28 protein-coding genes and 1 riboswitch are annotated in these 16,658 nt (G+C 64.5%); of the genes, 27 read left to right on the top strand and 1 reads right to left on the bottom strand.

The annotated features are described in order from the left end of the window. Window positions 1–88 precede the first annotated feature (88 nt). Window positions 89–282, bottom strand: a riboswitch (cobalamin riboswitch). A gap of 150 nt (window positions 283–432) precedes the next feature. After that, the gene (locus DD559_RS10820) at window positions 433–1,038 is read left to right on the top strand and encodes a DUF4142 domain-containing protein (RefSeq protein WP_116469172.1); all 606 of its coding nucleotides are present in this window, start codon (window positions 433–435) and stop codon (window positions 1,036–1,038) included. A gap of 20 nt (window positions 1,039–1,058) precedes the next feature. Here the strand turns inward: DD559_RS10820 and DD559_RS10815 are convergent, their stop codons facing one another. Next, entirely contained in the window at window positions 1,059–1,517 is a 459-nt protein-coding gene (locus DD559_RS10815) for a bactofilin family protein (RefSeq protein WP_368389685.1), read from the bottom strand. A gap of 267 nt (window positions 1,518–1,784) precedes the next feature. Between DD559_RS10815 and rpsL the strand changes: the two genes are divergently transcribed. The 26 genes from rpsL to DD559_RS10685 all read left to right on the top strand — a co-directional run bounded on the left by rpsL (window position 1,785) and on the right by DD559_RS10685 (window position 16,649). Beyond that, window positions 1,785–2,156 carry a 30S ribosomal protein S12 gene (gene rpsL, locus DD559_RS10810; protein ID WP_010545715.1) on the top strand — a complete coding sequence of 124 codons (372 nt, stop codon included), beginning with the start codon at window positions 1,785–1,787 and terminating at the stop codon, window positions 2,154–2,156. 62 nt (window positions 2,157–2,218) lie between these two features. Continuing rightward, window positions 2,219–2,689 (top strand): 30S ribosomal protein S7, encoded by a 471-nt coding sequence (gene rpsG / locus DD559_RS10805; RefSeq protein WP_019369670.1) that lies wholly within the window; start codon window positions 2,219–2,221, stop codon window positions 2,687–2,689. A 66-nt stretch (window positions 2,690–2,755) separates the two neighbouring features. Then, window positions 2,756–4,852, top strand: a complete 2,097-nt coding sequence (gene fusA, locus DD559_RS10800; protein WP_116469171.1) for an elongation factor G — start codon at window positions 2,756–2,758, stop codon at window positions 4,850–4,852. Between the two features lie 80 nt (window positions 4,853–4,932). Further along, window positions 4,933–6,126: an elongation factor Tu gene (gene tuf / locus DD559_RS10795; protein WP_116469170.1), complete on the top strand. Its 1,194-nt coding sequence runs from the start codon at window positions 4,933–4,935 to the stop codon at window positions 6,124–6,126. A gap of 266 nt (window positions 6,127–6,392) precedes the next feature. Beyond that, window positions 6,393–6,704 (top strand): 30S ribosomal protein S10, encoded by a 312-nt coding sequence (rpsJ, locus tag DD559_RS10790; protein ID WP_010545719.1) that lies wholly within the window; start codon window positions 6,393–6,395, stop codon window positions 6,702–6,704. A gap of 365 nt (window positions 6,705–7,069) precedes the next feature. Then, on the top strand, window positions 7,070–7,819 hold the full coding sequence (gene rplC / locus DD559_RS10785) for a 50S ribosomal protein L3 (RefSeq protein ID WP_116469169.1): 750 nt from the start codon (window positions 7,070–7,072) through the stop codon (window positions 7,817–7,819). After that, window positions 7,820–8,446 (top strand): 50S ribosomal protein L4, encoded by a 627-nt coding sequence (gene rplD / locus DD559_RS10780; protein ID WP_116469168.1) that lies wholly within the window; start codon window positions 7,820–7,822, stop codon window positions 8,444–8,446. Then, window positions 8,439–8,753: a 50S ribosomal protein L23 gene (locus DD559_RS10775; RefSeq protein ID WP_019369675.1), complete on the top strand. Its 315-nt coding sequence runs from the start codon at window positions 8,439–8,441 to the stop codon at window positions 8,751–8,753. The genes rplD and DD559_RS10775 overlap by 8 nt, the downstream gene beginning before the upstream one ends. A 2-nt stretch (window positions 8,754–8,755) precedes the next feature. Further along, the gene (gene rplB, locus DD559_RS10770) at window positions 8,756–9,607 is read left to right on the top strand and encodes a 50S ribosomal protein L2 (protein WP_116469167.1); all 852 of its coding nucleotides are present in this window, start codon (window positions 8,756–8,758) and stop codon (window positions 9,605–9,607) included. Window positions 9,608–9,610: 3 nt separating this feature from the next. Beyond that, window positions 9,611–9,889: a 30S ribosomal protein S19 gene (rpsS, locus tag DD559_RS10765; RefSeq protein ID WP_010545724.1), complete on the top strand. Its 279-nt coding sequence runs from the start codon at window positions 9,611–9,613 to the stop codon at window positions 9,887–9,889. After that, window positions 9,889–10,266: a 50S ribosomal protein L22 gene (rplV, locus tag DD559_RS10760; protein WP_116469166.1), complete on the top strand. Its 378-nt coding sequence runs from the start codon at window positions 9,889–9,891 to the stop codon at window positions 10,264–10,266. Before rpsS ends, rplV begins: the two co-directional genes overlap by 1 nt. Beyond that, window positions 10,266–10,973, top strand: coding sequence for a 30S ribosomal protein S3 (gene rpsC / locus DD559_RS10755; RefSeq protein ID WP_116469165.1), 708 nt, complete (start codon window positions 10,266–10,268; stop codon window positions 10,971–10,973). Before rplV ends, rpsC begins: the two co-directional genes overlap by 1 nt. 16 nt (window positions 10,974–10,989) lie before the next feature. Then, the gene (gene rplP / locus DD559_RS10750) at window positions 10,990–11,421 is read left to right on the top strand and encodes a 50S ribosomal protein L16 (protein ID WP_064313338.1); all 432 of its coding nucleotides are present in this window, start codon (window positions 10,990–10,992) and stop codon (window positions 11,419–11,421) included. Window positions 11,422–11,426: 5 nt separating this feature from the next. After that, on the top strand, window positions 11,427–11,630 hold the full coding sequence (gene rpmC / locus DD559_RS10745) for a 50S ribosomal protein L29 (RefSeq protein ID WP_010545728.1): 204 nt from the start codon (window positions 11,427–11,429) through the stop codon (window positions 11,628–11,630). Window positions 11,631–11,643: 13 nt separating this feature from the next. Then, window positions 11,644–11,910 carry a 30S ribosomal protein S17 gene (rpsQ, locus tag DD559_RS10740; RefSeq protein WP_010545729.1) on the top strand — a complete coding sequence of 89 codons (267 nt, stop codon included), beginning with the start codon at window positions 11,644–11,646 and terminating at the stop codon, window positions 11,908–11,910. A 143-nt stretch (window positions 11,911–12,053) separates the two neighbouring features. Beyond that, window positions 12,054–12,422 (top strand): 50S ribosomal protein L14, encoded by a 369-nt coding sequence (rplN, locus tag DD559_RS10735; RefSeq protein WP_019369682.1) that lies wholly within the window; start codon window positions 12,054–12,056, stop codon window positions 12,420–12,422. Beyond that, window positions 12,422–12,739 (top strand): 50S ribosomal protein L24, encoded by a 318-nt coding sequence (rplX, locus tag DD559_RS10730; protein ID WP_116469164.1) that lies wholly within the window; start codon window positions 12,422–12,424, stop codon window positions 12,737–12,739. Before rplN ends, rplX begins: the two co-directional genes overlap by 1 nt. After that, complete coding sequence (rplE, locus tag DD559_RS10725; protein ID WP_116469163.1) at window positions 12,732–13,313, top strand: 50S ribosomal protein L5; 582 nt, start codon at window positions 12,732–12,734, stop codon at window positions 13,311–13,313. The genes rplX and rplE overlap by 8 nt, the downstream gene beginning before the upstream one ends. 19 nt (window positions 13,314–13,332) lie before the next feature. After that, window positions 13,333–13,638 carry a 30S ribosomal protein S14 gene (gene rpsN, locus DD559_RS10720; RefSeq protein WP_116469162.1) on the top strand — a complete coding sequence of 102 codons (306 nt, stop codon included), beginning with the start codon at window positions 13,333–13,335 and terminating at the stop codon, window positions 13,636–13,638. A 12-nt stretch (window positions 13,639–13,650) separates the two neighbouring features. Continuing rightward, entirely contained in the window at window positions 13,651–14,046 is a 396-nt protein-coding gene (rpsH, locus tag DD559_RS10715; protein ID WP_019369685.1) for a 30S ribosomal protein S8, read from the top strand. Then, a complete protein-coding gene (gene rplF, locus DD559_RS10710) occupies window positions 14,046–14,579 on the top strand; it encodes a 50S ribosomal protein L6 (RefSeq protein WP_116469161.1) in 534 nt (177 codons plus the stop codon). The genes rpsH and rplF overlap by 1 nt, the downstream gene beginning before the upstream one ends. Beyond that, a complete protein-coding gene (rplR, locus tag DD559_RS10705; protein WP_026009165.1) occupies window positions 14,579–14,938 on the top strand; it encodes a 50S ribosomal protein L18 in 360 nt (119 codons plus the stop codon). Before rplF ends, rplR begins: the two co-directional genes overlap by 1 nt. Before the next feature lies 1 nt (window position 14,939). After that, window positions 14,940–15,668: a 30S ribosomal protein S5 gene (gene rpsE, locus DD559_RS10700; protein WP_116469160.1), complete on the top strand. Its 729-nt coding sequence runs from the start codon at window positions 14,940–14,942 to the stop codon at window positions 15,666–15,668. A gap of 6 nt (window positions 15,669–15,674) precedes the next feature. After that, complete coding sequence (rpmD, locus tag DD559_RS10695) at window positions 15,675–15,854, top strand: 50S ribosomal protein L30 (protein WP_010545738.1); 180 nt, start codon at window positions 15,675–15,677, stop codon at window positions 15,852–15,854. 205 nt (window positions 15,855–16,059) lie between these two features. Beyond that, a complete protein-coding gene (locus tag DD559_RS10690) occupies window positions 16,060–16,266 on the top strand; it encodes a type II toxin-antitoxin system VapB family antitoxin (RefSeq protein ID WP_240610213.1) in 207 nt (68 codons plus the stop codon). Beyond that, entirely contained in the window at window positions 16,263–16,649 is a 387-nt protein-coding gene (locus DD559_RS10685; RefSeq protein WP_116469159.1) for a type II toxin-antitoxin system VapC family toxin, read from the top strand. The genes DD559_RS10690 and DD559_RS10685 overlap by 4 nt, the downstream gene beginning before the upstream one ends. The last annotated feature ends 9 nt before the right edge of the window (window positions 16,650–16,658 follow it).

The raw sequence follows: 16,658 nt of genomic DNA, 5'->3' as shown, positions 1-16,658 counted from the left end.
CGAGGATGGGGACCGGCGGCCCCGCATGGTTTGGTGTCGCTCGCACGGGGGTTTCAGCCCCGATCACCCGGTGCACCCCGCCCGCGTGAAGGAATCGACGGTACCGGGCAGGTCTCCTGGCTTCCGGGTCCATGCTGGCGCGCCGCCTTCCCGAAGCTGGAAGCCCCAGTGGCAGAAAGGCGCGCCGACTCGCCGGTTACAGTTGCGGGGGCAGCCTCGGACTTGGCACCGAGTTCCCTTTTCATCCTCCGTCGGGAGGACACCCGTTACGCCGGCCGCCTTAGCGGCAAGCCGGCCCCATCGACAAGCCCCGGCGCGGCACTGCCCCTAACCTTTGATAGTTTGTTATTTAAAATCAATTAGATAATCGCGTTCTTCCGGAACGTGCCCGAGCAAGGTGCGTTGCTTCGTGCCAGGAATGAGGAGGTTTCGATGACGAACAAGCAACTGCTGATCCTGGGGATTGCACCGCTACTGGCGCTGGGCGCCTGTGGTGGCAACACCGACAGCCCCGGCGTGGACAACGGCATGGAGACGTCCATGTCCACCGGCAACGCCATGGCGGACGATAGGGCGATGATGAACGATGGCGCGGGCAACGCGATGGCCGCTGCGGCGATGACGGGCCAGGACTTCGCCGACACCGTCGCCGCCAGCGATGCCTATGAGATCGCCGCGGGCAAGCTGGCGCAAGCCAAGGCGACCAGCGCAGGGCTGAAGGCGTTCGGCGCGGAAATGGTGGCGGCGCACACCCAATCCACCGACAAGCTGAAGGCTGCCGCCGGCAAGGCAAGCCCGGCGATCACGCCGGCGCCGGCGCTGACGGCGGAGCAACAGGCCCATCTACAGGCGTTGCAGGCCGCGACCGGCACCGCGTTCGACACCGAATACAAGGCGCAGCAGGTGGCCGCACATGCCCAGGCGCTTGCCGCCGTGCGAGGCTATGCCGCGCGGGGCGACGTGGAGTCGCTTCGTGCTTTCGCCCGCGAGGCCGAGGGCATGATCGCCAAACATGATGACGCGATCCGCGGCATGTAGATCGCGCCCGGGTGCGGCCGTCAGGCTGTCTCCCCGCCGACCGCCTGGAGCAGCGGGGGCGGGGCGGCGGCGGCCGCCGCGGCGATCGTGTCTTCCCGGTGCTTGAGGCGTCCGTCGATATGACCGCCCTGTTCGACGGTGAGCGTTTCATATTCGACGTCGCCGGTGATCCGGGCGGTGCGCTCGATGATCAGCCGGCGGACATGGACGGCACCTTCGACCAACCCCGCCAGCCGTGCATCCTCGGCTTCGACTCGCCCGAAAATCTGGCTTTCCGCGCCCTGCACCAGGCTGCCGCAGCGTACATCGCCTTCCACCCGCCCATCGATGTGCAGATCGGCGGTGGCGGTGATGTCACCGGTGACGACGATATCCGCGCCCAGCACCGAGAATTGACCACGCCGGGCATTGGTCTGCGCCGTGCCCGGTGCCGTACGTTCTTCGCGATTGCGGTTGCCGTTGAACATGATGGTCCCCATTTCGGTGATTGCCGAATCCCACTGCCGGTGGCTAGCACAGCCGGGCGGCGCGGTGCCACCGCGCGCGCCGCCCGGCTGTGCGGTTGACCGCGAGGGCGCGCATCGATATAGGCCGCCCGGTTCCGCGTGGGGCGATTCCCCTTGCGGCGCAAAGAGCTGAACGTTGCTGGAGACGCAATCGCCCGGGGGGCTGAGGCCGCCGGGGCCTTTTCGTATTCTGTCCAACAGGGCTCCAGCAAAGTAACCATCTGAAAGGTGAAGGGCTTCATGCCGACGATTAACCAGCTGGTCCGCAAGGGCCGCGAACCGCAGAAGGCCAAGAGCAAGGTCCCTGCGATGGAACAGAACCCGCAGAAGCGCGGCGTTTGCACCCGCGTGTACACGACGACCCCGAAGAAGCCGAACTCGGCGCTTCGCAAGGTGGCCAAGGTCCGTCTGACCAACAGCCGCGAAGTCATCAGCTACATCCCGGGCGAAGGCCACAACCTGCAGGAGCACTCGGTGGTGCTCATCCGCGGCGGCCGTGTGCGCGATCTTCCCGGCGTCCGCTACCACGTCCTTCGCGGCGTGCTGGATACGCAGGGCGTCAAGGATCGTAAGCAGAGCCGTTCGAAGTACGGCGCGAAGCGTCCGAAGTAATCAGGCCATAGTAAGCCCCGAACAGGTTTCGGATCGGCTGAAGATCATAAGGAAAAGTTGAGATGGCACGTCGTCGTCGTCCCGAGAAGCGGGAAATCCTGCCCGACCCGAAGTTCGGGGATGTGGTTCTTTCGAAGTTCATGAATTCGGTGATGCTGGACGGCAAGAAGTCCGTCGCCGAAGCGATCGTGTACGGTGCGCTTGAAACCGTTGAGACCCGCGCCAAGCGCGAGCCGCTCGGCGTGTTCCATGACGCGCTGAACAACATCAAGCCCGGCATCGAGGTCCGCAGCCGCCGCGTCGGCGGTGCGACCTACCAGGTCCCCGTCGAAGTGCGCCCGGAGCGCGCCCAGGCGCTGGCGATCCGCTGGCTGATCGCCTCGGCCCGCAACCGCAGCGAGCACACCATGGCCGCCCGTCTTTCGGGTGAGCTGATGGATGCGGCGAACAACCGCGGCAACGCGGTGAAGAAGCGCGAAGACACGCACCGCATGGCGGAAGCGAACCGCGCCTTCAGCCACTACCGCTGGTAACTTTCTTACCTACATATTGGGGAGCCGGACGGTCCGGCTCCCCAAATTTTCAAGGAAACCACGATCATGGCCCGCAGCCATCCGCTCGAGCGTTACCGCAACATCGGCATCATGGCCCATATCGACGCCGGTAAGACGACCACGACCGAGCGCATCCTTTATTACACCGGCAAGTCCTACAAGATCGGCGAAGTGCACGAAGGCACCGCGACGATGGACTGGATGGAACAGGAGCAGGAGCGCGGGATCACGATCACGTCTGCTGCTACCACGTGCTTCTGGCGCGCTGCCGACGGCAAGGGCGAAGAGCACCGCATCAACATCATCGACACCCCCGGCCACGTCGACTTCACCATCGAAGTCGAGCGTTCGCTGCGCGTGCTCGACGGTGCGGTTGCGTGCTTCGACGGCGTTGCCGGCGTTGAGCCGCAGTCGGAAACCGTGTGGCGCCAGGCCGACAAGTACGGCGTGCCGCGGATGTGCTTCATCAACAAGCTCGACCGCACCGGCGCCGATTTCTATTTCTGCGTGAACTCGATCATCGACCGCCTCGGCGCGCGTCCGGCGGTGCTGTATCTCCCGATCGGCATCGAGGGCGGCTTCAAGGGCCTCGTCGACCTGGTCGAGAACCGCGCGATCATCTGGCTCGAAGAGAGCCTGGGCGCGAAGTTCGAATATCAGGAAATCCCGGCCGATCTGGCCGAGAAGGCCGCGAAGTATCGCAGCGACCTGATCGAGATGGCGGTCGAGCTCGACGACACGCTGATGGAAGCCTATCTCGAAGGCAACGAGCCGAGCGTCGCCGACCTCAAGCGTCTGATCCGCAAGGGCACGCTCGAGATGGCGTTCGTGCCGGTGATCTGCGGCTCGGCGTTCAAGAACAAGGGCGTGCAGCCCCTGCTCGACGCCGTGATCGACTATCTGCCGAGCCCGCTCGACGTTCCGGCGATCAAGGGCGTGAAGCTCGACGGCGAGACGCCGGACGAGCGTCCGTCCTCGGACACCGAGCCGTTCGCGGCGCTGGCGTTCAAGATCATGAACGACCCGTTCGTCGGCACCCTGACCTTCGCGCGCATCTATTCGGGCAAGCTCGAAGCGGCCACCACCGTGATGAACTCGGTGAAGGACAAGAAGGAAAAGGTCGGCCGCATGCTGCTGATGCATGCGAACAGCCGTGAGGACATCCAGGAAGCCTATGCGGGCGACATCGTCGCGCTCGCCGGCCTCAAGGATACCACCACCGGTGACACGCTCTGCGCGCAGAACGCTCCGATCATCCTCGAGCGGATGGAATTCCCCGAGCCCGTGATCGAGCTGTCGGTGGAGCCGAAGACCAAGGCGGACCAGGAAAAGATGGGCGTCGCGCTCAATCGTCTTGCCCGCGAGGACCCCTCGTTCCGCGTCTCGTCCGACTCGGAGAGCGGCCAGACCATCATCAAGGGCATGGGCGAGCTCCATCTCGAGATCCTGGTCGACCGCATGAAGCGCGAGTTCAAGGTCGAGGCGAATGTCGGCGCGCCGCAGGTGGCGTATCGCGAATATCTCGCGAAGCCGGTCGACATCGACTACACGCACAAGAAGCAGTCGGGCGGCACCGGCCAGTTCGGTCGCGTCAAGGTCAAGCTGACGCCGGGCGAGCGTGGTTCGGGCATCGTCTTCAAGGACGAGATCAAGGGCGGTAACATTCCGAAGGAATATATCCCCGCGATCGAAAAGGGCTTCCGCGAGACGGCCGCTACGGGCTCGCTGGTCGGCTTCCCGATCATCGACTTCGAAGTGCTGCTGTATGACGGTGCGTACCACGACGTCGACTCGTCGGCGCTGGCCTTCGAAATCACCGCCCGTGCAGCGATGCGCGAAGCGGCCCAGAAGTCCGGCATCAAGCTGCTCGAGCCGATCATGAAGGTCGAAGTCGTCACCCCGGAAGACTATCTGGGCGACGTCATCGGCGACATGAACAGCCGTCGTGGCCAGATCCAGGGCACGGACACCCGCGGTAACGCGCAGGCCGTCACTGCCATGGTGCCGCTGGCGAACATGTTCGGCTATGTGAACGCGCTCCGCTCGTTCACCCAGGGCCGTGCGCAGTACACGATGCAGTTCTCGCACTACGATGAAGTGCCCGCCAACGTCGCCGACGAAGTGAAGGCAAAGCTGGCGTAATCGGAAAACAGCCGCTATGGGGCCGCGTTCTCGCGAGTCCCCTGGCGGCACGGGAAATTGAATCAGAAGGTAGGAAGACAATGGCGAAGGCAAAGTTCGATCGGAGCAAACCGCACCTCAACATCGGCACCATCGGTCACGTCGACCATGGCAAGACGTCGCTGACGGCTGCGATCACGAAGATCCTCGCGGAGAACGTTGCGGGCAACGCTGCGGTCGATTTCGCGAACATCGACAAGGCGCCGGAAGAGCGCGAGCGCGGCATCACCATCTCGACCGCGCACGTCGAGTATGAGACCAACACCCGTCACTATGCGCACGTCGACTGCCCGGGTCACGCCGACTATGTGAAGAACATGATCACCGGCGCGGCGCAGATGGACGGCGCGATCCTGGTGGTGGCAGCGACCGACGGTCCGATGCCGCAGACCAAGGAGCACATCCTGCTCGCCCGTCAGGTCGGCGTGCCGACCATGGTGGTGTTCCTCAACAAGTGCGACCTGGTCGACGACGAGGAAATCCTCGAGTTGGTCGAAATGGAAATCCGCGAAGAGCTCTCCAAGCGTGAGTTCGACGGCGACAACATTCCGATCATCCGTGGTTCGGCGACCGCCGCTCTGAACGGTACCGACGACAAGCTCGGCAAGGACGCCATCCTGGCGCTCATGGCCGCTTGCGACGAGTCGATCCCCGAGCCGGATCGTCCCCTCGACAAGCCGTTCATGATGCCGATCGAAGACGTGTTCTCGATCTCGGGCCGCGGCACCGTGGTGACCGGCCGTGTCGAAACCGGCATCATCAAGGTTGGTGAAGAAGTCGAGATCGTCGGCATCCACGACACCCGCAAGACCGTCGTGACCGGCGTCGAAATGTTCCGCAAGCTGCTCGACCAGGGCCAGGCCGGTGACAACGTCGGTGCGCTGCTGCGCGGCGTCGCGCGTGACGAGGTGGAGCGTGGTCAGGTTCTGGCGAAGCCGGGCACGATCAAGCCGCACACCGAGTTCAAGTCGGAAGTGTACGTCCTGTCGAAGGACGAGGGTGGCCGTCACACGCCGTTCTTCGCGAACTATCGTCCGCAGTTCTACTTCCGTACCACGGACGTGACCGGCACCGTCGAGCTGCCCGAGGGCACCGAAATGGTGATGCCGGGCGACAACATCTCACTGGGCGTCAAGCTCATCGCGCCGATCGCCATGGACGTCGGCCAGCGCTTCACGATCCGCGAAGGCGGTCGTACCGTCGGCGCCGGCGTGGTCGCGTCGATCGACAAGTAAGCATCGCGCCGGCCTCGGCCGGCAGGTGATGAAAAAAGGTTCCGCCCGGCACTCGAAAAGAGTGTCGGGCGGTTGCCTTTTTATGGAAGGGCCGTTAAAGGCGCGCCCTTCGGTTTTAGAGTTCAACAGCAAGAGGCGGCCATCCAGCCGCCGTTCCGGACCAACCGGCGCCTCCCGAATCGCTGATCCAGCGGCAGGGCAGGAGGCCGGGGCTTCGCCGGAGTGGCATTGGGTGCGTTGCCCCGCTCTTTCGCATCGGTAGGACCATGGAAACGCAGAATATCCGCATTCGCCTCAAGGCGTTCGATCACCGCGTGCTCGATCAGGCTGCCGGCGACATTGCCGACACGGCCCGCCGCACCGGCGCCCTTATCCGTGGCCCCATCCCGCTCCCGACTCATATCGACAAGTTCACGGTCAACCGTGGCCCGCACATCGATAAGAAGTCGCGCGAGCAGTTCGAGACCCGCACCTACAAGCGCATGCTCGACATCGTTCAGCCGACCCCGCAGACCGTGGACGCGCTGATGAAGCTCGACCTGGCCGCCGGCGTCGACGTCGAGATCAAGCTGGCCTGAGCCGGCTTTCAGCCCCCGCGCTTCGCGGGGGCTTTTGGCGTTCACCCTTTATACGGTGGACAGGGAAGCGAAGCTGACGTAAAGGCCGCGCTTCCACGAGATTCGCGACTCCCTGCATGGAGTCGCCATCCTCCTCGACCGGATCGTTCCCCGATCCAACGCAAGGAGTGGTGAGCCGGAACCGGCTCGCAGCGACAAGGGATACCGCCGGCGGCTTTCGAGTGGCCGGGCCTGCGTCCCCCGTCTCTTCCACCGCGAGGTGGAGGTTCAGCCCGGACGGGGGCTTCGCAGTAAAACATTCAGGGTTGAACACGCACCCGCGGGAATGGTCCCGGGGGTGCCTCTGTAATAGGAGCAACAGGCCGATGCGCACTGGCGTTATCGCGAAGAAGATGGGGATGACCCGCCTGTTCCAGGACGACGGCCGGCACGTGCCGGTGACCGTTCTGGCACTGGAAGGCGTCCAGGTGGTGGCACAGCGCACCACCGAAAAGGATGGCTATGTCGCCGTTCAGGTCGGCGCCGGCACGGCGAAGGCCAAGAACGTCGCCAAGCCGCAGCGCGGCCACTTCGGCAAGGCCGAAGTCGAGCCGAAGGCGATCCTCTGCGAATTCCGCGTCGAGGAAGATGGTCTGCTGGACGTGGGCGCCGAGATTTCGGCCGACCATTTCGTCGCAGGCCAGCTGGTCGACGTGTCGGGCCGTACCCAGGGTAAGGGTTTCGCCGGCGCCATGAAGCGTTGGGGCTTCGGCGGTCTGCGCGCCACCCACGGCGTTTCCGTCTCGCACCGTTCGCACGGTTCGACCGGTAACCGCCAGGATCCGGGTCGCGTCTTCAAGAACAAGAAGATGGCCGGCCACATGGGCGACCGCAATCGCACCCAGCAGAATCTGGAAGTGGTCGGCACCGACGCCGAGCGCGGCCTGATCTTCGTCAAGGGTTCGGTTCCGGGCTCGAAGGGTGGCTGGCTGATCGTGAAGGACGCCGTCAAGGTCGCCCGTCACGCCGAAGCGCCGTACCCCGCCGGTCTGAAGGCCGTCGCGAACAGCAACGAGGCTCCCGCCGCAGCGCCCGAAGCGGCCGCTCCGGAAGCCACCGAAGGCCAGGAGGGCTAAGTGAAGGTCAAGGTTCAAACCCTCGACGCCGCCGAGAAGGGCGATATCGAGCTCAACGACGAGATCTTCGGTCTCGATCCGCGCGCCGACATCCTGCACCGCGTCGTCACCTGGCAGCTCGAGAAGCGCCGCGGCACTGCCCGCGGCACCCGTGAGCGTGCGGACGTTGCGCGTTCGGGCAAGAAGTGGGGTCGCCAGAAGGGCGGCGGCACGGCGCGTCACGGCGATCGCCGCGCCCCGGTGTTCATCGGCGGTGGTAAGGCGCACGGCGCTCGTGTTCGCGACTTCAATCCGTCGCTGAACAAGAAGATCCGCGCGCTGGGCCTGAAGATGGCGCTGTCGAGCCACGCCAAGGCGGGTTCGCTGATCGTCATGGACAGCCTCGTCGTCGAGAACGGCAAGACCAAGGTGCTCGCGGGCAACCTGGAAAAGCTGGGCTTCGGCAAGAAGGCGCTGGTGATCGACGGTGACACCGTCGAGACGACGTTCGCGCTGGCCGCAGGCAACCTGCACCAGGTGGACGTGCTGCCGGCGATCGGTGCCAACGTCTATGACATCCTGAAGAGCGACACGCTGGTCCTGACCCGCGCTGCCGTCGAGAAGCTGGAGGCGCGCTTCAATGGCTAAGCAGTCCAAGCCGGTCGACAACCGTCACTATGACGTGATCGTCGCACCGCACATCACCGAGAAGTCGACGCTCGTCTCCGAGGCGAACGCCGTGGTCTTCAAGGTCGCCAGCGACGCGACCAAGCCGGAGATCAAGGCCGCTGTCGAGGCAATCTGGAACGTGAAGGTCACGGGCGTGAACACGCTGGTCCAGAAGGGCAAGACGAAGAAGTGGAAGGGTGCGCCCTACCGCCGCTCCGACATGAAGAAGGCGATCGTCACCCTCGCTGAAGGTGAGCAGATCGACGTGACGCAGGGGGTCAACTGACCATGGCGCTCAAGAATTACAATCCGACGTCGCCTGGCGTCCGCGGCCTGATCCTGATCGACCGCTCGCAGCTGTTCAAGGGACGCCCCGTCAAGGCGCTGACCGAGGGCAAGACCAAGACCGGCGGCCGTAACAACAAGGGCCATGTCACCTCGCGTGGCATCGGCGGTGGTCACAAGCAGCGCTATCGCATCGTCGATTTCAAGCGTCGCCTGTGGGACGTCGAAGGCACTGTCGAGCGGATCGAGTATGACCCGAACCGCACCGCCTTCATCGCGCTGATCAACTATGGCGCCGGCGAAGACGGCAAGGATCGTCTGGCCTACATCATCGCCCCGCAGCGTCTCGCTGTCGGCGACAAGGTGATCGCGGGCAAGAAGACCGACGTGAAGCCGGGCAACGCCATGGAGCTGGGCCAGATGCCGGTCGGCACCATCGTCCACAATGTGGAGATGAAGCCGGGCAAGGGCGGTCAGATCGCCCGATCGGCCGGTGCGTACGTCCAGGTCGTCGGTCGTGACCGCGGCATGGTGATCGTGCGTCTGGGCTCGGGTGAGCAGCGCTACATCCACGCCGCCTGCATGGCGACGGTGGGCGCGGTGTCGAACCCCGACAACCAGAACCAGAACTTCGGCAAGGCCGGTCGTAGCCGCTGGCAGGGTGCGCGTCCGCTCACCCGCGGTGTCGCGAAGAACCCGGTCGACCACCCGCACGGCGGTGGTGAAGGCCGTACCTCGGGCGGCCGTCACCCGGTTACCCCGTGGGGCAAGCCGACCAAGGGTGCGCGCACCCGCCACAACAAGGCGACGGACAAGATGATCATCCGTTCGCGTCACGCGAAGAAGAAGGGCTGATAGATGGCTCGCTCCGTATGGAAGGGTCCGTTCGTGGACCTGCACCTTCTCAAGAAGGCAGAAGCCGCCCAGGATCAGGGCACGCGCGCTGGTCCGATCAAGACCTGGTCGCGTCGCTCGACGATCCTCCCGCAGTTCGTTGGTCTGACGTTCAACGTCTACAACGGCCGCAAGTTCGTCCCCGTCTCGGTCAACGAGGAAATGGTCGGCATGAAGCTCGGCGAGTTCGCGCCGACCCGCTTCTTCCCCGGCCACGCCGCCGACAAGAAGGGTAAGCGCTAATGAGCAAGCAGGCAGCCCCCCGTAAGGTCGGCGAGAAGGAAGCTCTCGCCGTCGCCACGCAGATCCGTGGTTCGGCGCAGAAGCTGAACCTGGTTGCCGGTCTGATCCGCGGTCGTTCGGCGGCCGAGGCGATGAACATCCTCGCTTTCTCGAAGAAGGCGATGGCGGTCGACGCCCGCAAGGTGCTGGCTTCGGCCATCGCCAATGCCGAGAACAACCATAACCTCGACGTCGACGCGCTCGTCGTCGCCGAGGCCTCGGTCGGCAAGTCGATCACGATGAAGCGCTTCGCGACGCGCGGCCGTGGCAAGTCCACCCGCATCCTGAAGCCGTTCAGCCGTCTGCGCATCGTCGTGCGCGAGCAGGAAGAAGCATAATGGGTCAGAAGAGCAATCCCATCGGTCTGCGCCTGCAGATCAACCGCACCTGGGACAGCCGCTGGTTCGCGGAAGGCCATGACTATGGCCGTCTGCTGCTGGAGGACCTCAAGATCCGCAAGTTCATCCTCAAGACGCTGCCGCAGGCCGCGATCTCGAAGGTGGTCATCGAGCGTCCGGCCAAGCTGTGCCGCATCTCGATCTTCGCGGCACGCCCCGGCGTGATCATCGGCAAGAAGGGCGCGGACATCGAGAAGCTGCGCAAGACGCTCGGCGCGATGACTTCGTCCGACGTCTCGCTCAACATCGTCGAGATCCGCAAGCCGGAAGTCGATGCGAAGCTCGTCGCGCAGGGCGTGGCGGACCAGCTGGAGCGCCGTATCGCGTTCCGTCGTGCGATGAAGCGCGCGGTGCAGTCGGCGCTCCGTCTCGGCGCCGAGGGCATTCGTATCACCTGCGCCGGCCGTCTGGGCGGCGCGGAGATCGCCCGCACCGAATGGTACCGTGAGGGCCGCGTTCCGCTGCACACGCTGCGCGCGAACGTCGACTATGCCGAGGCCGAAGCCCACACCGCCTATGGCGTGTGCGGCGTGAAGGTCTGGATCTTCAAGGGCGAAATCCTGGGCCACGATCCGATGGCGCAGGACCGGCTGAACCTCGAGGCGCAGACCTCGGGCGTGCGCCCGGCGCGCGACGATCGCCGCTAAGGACTAGGACAGAACAATGCTGCAACCGAAGCGCACCAAGTTCCGTAAGGCCTTCAAGGGCCGCATCCATGGCGACGCCAAGGGTGGTACGGCGCTCAACTTCGGCTCCTATGGCCTGAAGGCGATGGAGCCCGAGCGGATCACCGCGCGCCAGATCGAGGCGGCTCGCCGCGCGATCACGCGTCACATCAAGCGTCAGGGTCGTCTCTGGATCCGCATCTTCCCGGACGTTCCCGTTTCGTCGAAGCCTGCCGAAGTCCGCATGGGCTCGGGTAAGGGTTCGCCGGAATTCTGGGTCGCCCGCGTCAAGCCCGGCCGCATCCTGTTCGAGCTGGACGGCGTTCCCGGCCCGCTCGCGGCGGAAGCGTTCGAGCGCGCGGCGATGAAGCTGCCGATCAAGACCAAGGTCGTCGCGCGCCTCGGCGACACGACGCACCTGGAGGGCTGAGAGAAATGACCAAGGCAACCGATTTTCGGGCCAACACCGACGACCAGCTCGCCGAGCAGCTGGGCAACCTGAAGCGCGAGCAGTTCAACCTGCGCTTCCAGGCTGCCACCAGCCAGCTCGAGAAGCCGACCCGCGTGCGGGAAGTGCGTCGCGACATCGCCCGTATCAAGACGCTGCAGAACGAGCGCTCGCGCTCGACTGCCAAGTAAGAGGACCGAGACCATGCCGAAGCGCGTGCTGACCGGGAACATCGTCTCGGACAAGGGCGACAAGACCGTGGTGGTTCTCGTGGAGCGTAAGGTGAAGCACCCGCTCTACGGGAAGATCATCCGCCGCTCGAAGAAGTACCACGCCCATGACGAGGCGAATGAGTACAAGGCCGGCGAGACCGTGCGCATCGAAGAGACTGCGCCGATCTCCAAGCTGAAGACCTGGAAGGTGATCGGGCGGGTTGATACCCACGCGACGCCGAACACGGTCGACGCATAATCGTCATCTCCGCTCTTGCGGAGAACTCGAGTTGCGGTCATAGGCCGCCGCTTTGGTGCCCCGGCCGCTAAGGCCGGGGTGACGCATTAGAAACGGAACCACCGGGCTCGTCCCGGCAGGCCAAACGAGAAGGAACCGGATCAATGATCCAGATGCAGTCCAATCTCGACGTCGCAGACAACAGCGGCGCGAAGCGGGTGCAGTGCATCAAGGTGCTGGGCGGGTCGAAGCGTCGCTTCGCCGGCGTGGGCGACGTGATCGTCGTCAGCATCAAGGAAGCCGCCCCGCGCGGCAAGGTGAAGAAGGGCGACGTGCACCGTGCGGTGATCGTCCGTACGGCGAAGGACATCCGTCGCGCCGACGGTTCGGTGATCCGTTTCGACGGCAACGCCGCTGTGCTGGTCAACAAGAACGAGGAGCCGATCGGCACCCGTATCTTTGGCCCGGTGGTCCGCGAGCTCCGCTCGAAGGGCTTCATGAAGATCATTTCGCTCGCCCCCGAGGTGCTGTGATGGCTGCTGCCAAGATCAAGAAGGGCGACAAGGTCGTTGTCCTGTCCGGCAAGGACAAGGGCAAGACCGGTGAAGTCGTCAAGTCGCTGCCGAAGGACGACAAGGTCGTCGTTTCCGGCGTGAACATCGCCGTTCGCCATAAGAAGCCGACCCAGGGCGATCCCCAGGGTGGCCTGGTGCGCGCCGAAGCGCCGCTGCATGTCTCGAAGGTTGCGCATGTGACCGCCGACGGCAAGGCGACCCGCGTCCGCTTCGAAACCCGCGACGGCAAGAAGGTTCGCGTCGCCGTCAAGACCGGGGAGGTCATCAATGGCTGATTCCTACACGCCGCGGATGCGGAAGCTGTATGACGAGACCATCGTCAAGGCGATGACCGAGAAGTTCGGCTACAAGAACGTCATGGAAATTCCGCGCATCGAGAAGATCGTGCTGAACATGGGCGTTGGCGAAGCCACCCAGGACAAGAAGAAGGTCGAGCAGGCCGCTTCTGAAATGGAACTGATCGCCGGCCAGAAGCCCGTCGTGACCAAGGCGAAGAAGTCGATCGCGCAGTTCAAGCTGCGTGAAGGCATGCCGATCGGCTGCAAGGTTACCCTGCGCCGCGAACGCATGTACGAGTTCCTCGACCGTTTCATCACGATCGCGCTTCCCCGCGTCCGCGACTTCCGTGGCCTCAACCCGAAGTCGTTCGACGGCCGTGGCAACTATGCCTGCGGCATCAAGGAACAGCTCGTGTTCCCCGAGATCAACTATGACCGCATCGACAAGGTGCGCGGCATGGACGTGATTGTTACCACCACTGCCAAGACGGATGACGAGGCTCGCGAGCTTCTCCGTCTTTTCGGTTTCCCGTTCCCGCAAGTGGACGGCGAAGCGAAGCAGGCGGCGTAAGGAAGGAAGAACTTAAGTCATGGCGAAACTGAGTTCGATCAACAAGAACGAGCGTCGCAAGCAGCTGGTGAAGAAGTATGCCGGCAAGTATGCGAAGCTGAAGGCGATTGCGAACGACGACAGCCTGGATGAGACCGAGCGTCTCATCGCACGGCTCAAGATGGCCGAGATCCCCCGCAACGGGAACCCGACCCGCATTCGCAACCGGTGTGAGCTGACGGGTCGTCCCCGCGCTTATTACCGCAAGTTCCGTCTCGCACGTGTCATGCTGCGCGATCTGGCCAACAAGGGCCTGATCCCGGGTGTCACGAAGTCGAGCTGGTAAAGGACACGCAAGATGGCAGTGACCGATCCCCTGGGTGATATGCTCACCCGCATCCGCAACGGCCAGCGTGCGCGCAAGGACAGCGTCCTCACGCCCGCGTCGAAGCTGCGTGCCCGCGTCCTCGACGTGCTTCAGCGCGAGGGCTATATCCGTGGTTACAGCGAAGAGCAGATGGGCCCCGCGGCCGGCATCCGCATCGAGCTGAAGTATTTCGAGGGCCAGCCGGCGATCAAGCACGTCGCGCGCATCTCGAAGCCCGGCCGCCGCATCTATTCGGGCGCGCAGGAACTTCCGCGCATCCGCAATGGCCTCGGCATCACGATCGTCTCGACGCCTCGCGGTGTTCTGTCCGACGCGGAAGCGCGCGAACAGAATGTCGGCGGCGAAGTGCTGGCGGAGGTGTTCTGATGAGCCGCATCGGTAAGAAGCCGGTTCCCGTCCCCGCGGGCGTGACCGCGAACATCGACGGCGGGCAGATCTCGGTAAAGGGTCCCAAGGGCACCCTTTCCATGCCGCTCGCGGACGACATCAAGTATGAGCTCACCGACGGCGGCATTTCGGTGCAGCCGGCCAACGAGACCAAGCGCGCCCGTGCCTTCTGGGGCATGCAGCGTACCCTGGTGCAGAACCTCGTCACCGGCGTGACCACCGGCTTCACCAAGAAGCTGCTGATCACCGGCGTGGGCTACCGCGCTGCCTCGCAGGGCAAGGTCCTGAAGCTGCAGCTCGGCTATTCGCACGACGTCAACTTCGACATCCCCGAGGGGATCGAGATCAAGACGCCGGATCAGACCACGGTCGAGATCTCGGGCATCGACAAGCAGAAGGTCGGCCAGGTGGCCGCGGAAATCCGCCGTTGGCGCAAGCCGGAGCCCTATAAGGGCAAGGGCATCAAGTACGATGGCGAATTCATCTTCCGCAAGGAAGGGAAGAAGAAGTGATCAGCACCAAGGGTCTTTCGCTTTTCGAAAAGCGTCGTCGCCGCAACCGTACCGCGCTGCGTGCGCGGGCCGGTGGCCGTCCTCGTCTGTCGATCCATCGCTCGGGCAAGCACATCTATGCCCAGGTGATCGACGATACCCAGGGTCGCACCGTCGCCTCGGCCTCCACGCTCGAGAAGGACGTGCGTGGCCAGACCGGCGCCACGATCGCCGCGGCGCAGGAAGTGGGCAAGCGCGTTGCCGAAGCAGCCAAGGCTGCCGGCATCACCCAGGTCGTCTTCGACCGCGGTGGCTTCCTCTACCATGGTCGCGTCAAGGCGCTGGCAGATGCCGCGCGTGAGAGCGGATTGGAGTTCTAAGATGGCCGATGAAATCAACACGACCGAAGCACCGGTCGAGGCGCAGGACGCCGGCCAGGCGGCCCCCGAGCAGCAGGGCCGTGGCCCGCGCGGCGGCCGTGGCCGTGGCGGCCCCGGCGGCGGTGACAACCGCGGCCGCGGCGGCCGGGACGGCAACCGTGGTCGTCGCGACGATCGCCGCGGCAGCCAGGAAGATGGCGGCGAGGAGCTGATCGAAAAGCTCGTCCACATCAACCGCGTCTCGAAGACGGTGAAGGGCGGCAAGCGCTTCGGCTTCGCAGCACTGGTCGTCGTCGGCGACGGCAAGGGCCGTGTCGGCTTCGGCCATGGCAAGGCGCGCGAAGTGCCGGAAGCCATCTCGAAGGCGACCGCTTCGGCCAAGAAGGCGATGGTTCGCGTTCCGCTGAAGGAAGGCCGCACGCTGCACCACGACGGCAACGGCCATTTCGGCGCAGGCCGCGTGACCGTCCGTTCGGCACCGCAGGGTACCGGCATCATCGCCGGCGGCCCGATGCGCGCGATCTTCGAATCGCTGGGCGTGGCCGATGTGGTGACCAAGTCGGTCGGCACGTCCAACCCGTACAACATGATCCGCGCCACGTTCGAGGCCCTGGGTGAGCAGACTTCGCCGAAGTCGGTCGCGCAGCGCCGTGGCAAGAAGATCGCCGATCTGCTCGGCCGCGGTGGTTCGCAGACCGCCGAGGCGGACGCTGCGGCCGTTACGGAGTAAACGATCATGGCGAAGATCAAGATCAAGCAGATCGGCTCGCCGATCCGCCGCACCAAGGATCAGCGCGCGACGCTGATCGGCCTTGGCCTCAACAAGATGCACAAGGTTTCGGAGCTCGAGGATACCCCCGAGGTCCGCGGCATGATCCGCAAGCTGCCGCACATGGTCGAGGTGATCGAGGGCTGAGCCTTCGGTCTGCCGAACCAGGCGACAACACGAAGAGGGCGGTGGGCAACCACCGCCCTTTTTCGTTTGTCCTTGAATTTGCTTGGCTGAACGTTCGAAGTCAGTGGGGCGGGGGCGTGCCTCGGACGTCACCTGCGACCTTCGCCCGCACCGGCATTGGGTGCCGGGTCAATCGATGCTAGGAGGATAGCATTGATGGAGCATCATGATGCGCACGACCCTTGCCCTTGATGACGAACTTGTCGCCAAAGCCCAGGCCTTTACCGGCCTGCGGGAGAAGTCGGCGCTGGTTCGGGAGGCGCTCACCGCCTTGATCGAGCGCGAAAGTGCCCGTCGGCTCGCGCGGCTGGGCGGCAGCGAACCGGACGCCATGCTTCCCCCGCGTCGCCGTTCGGACGCGGGCGACGCTTGATCCTCGTCGATAGCTCGGTCTGGATCGATCATCTCCGCAGCCGAGACGCTGCGCTGGCGGAACTGCTCCTCCGAGGACAAGTGCTCGCGCATCCTTTCGTGATCGGGGAACTGGCGCTGGGCAGCCTCCGCCAGCGGGAGGAAATCATCGGCGCGCTGTTGGATTTGCCCAAGGCGATCGTCGCCGAGGACGCCGAGGTGCTGGCGCTCATCGCCCGAGAAACGCTGTACGGGCGGGGTATCGGCTATATTGATGCGCACCTGCTCGCGTCGGTGCGGCTGACACCCGATGCCTTGCTGTGGTCGCGCGATCGACGACTGCATGACGCGGCGGGCCGCCTCGGGATCGCGTTATCTTCGGGTTCCGGTCGGTCGCCCAGTTAGCTTGCTTAC

The organism is Sphingomonas pokkalii (assembly GCF_003096275.1).
GTDB lineage: Bacteria > Pseudomonadota > Alphaproteobacteria > Sphingomonadales > Sphingomonadaceae > Sphingomonas > Sphingomonas pokkalii.
Note: the sequence above shows the minus strand (reverse complement) of the source record. Positions and strands in the feature narration are given on the sequence as shown.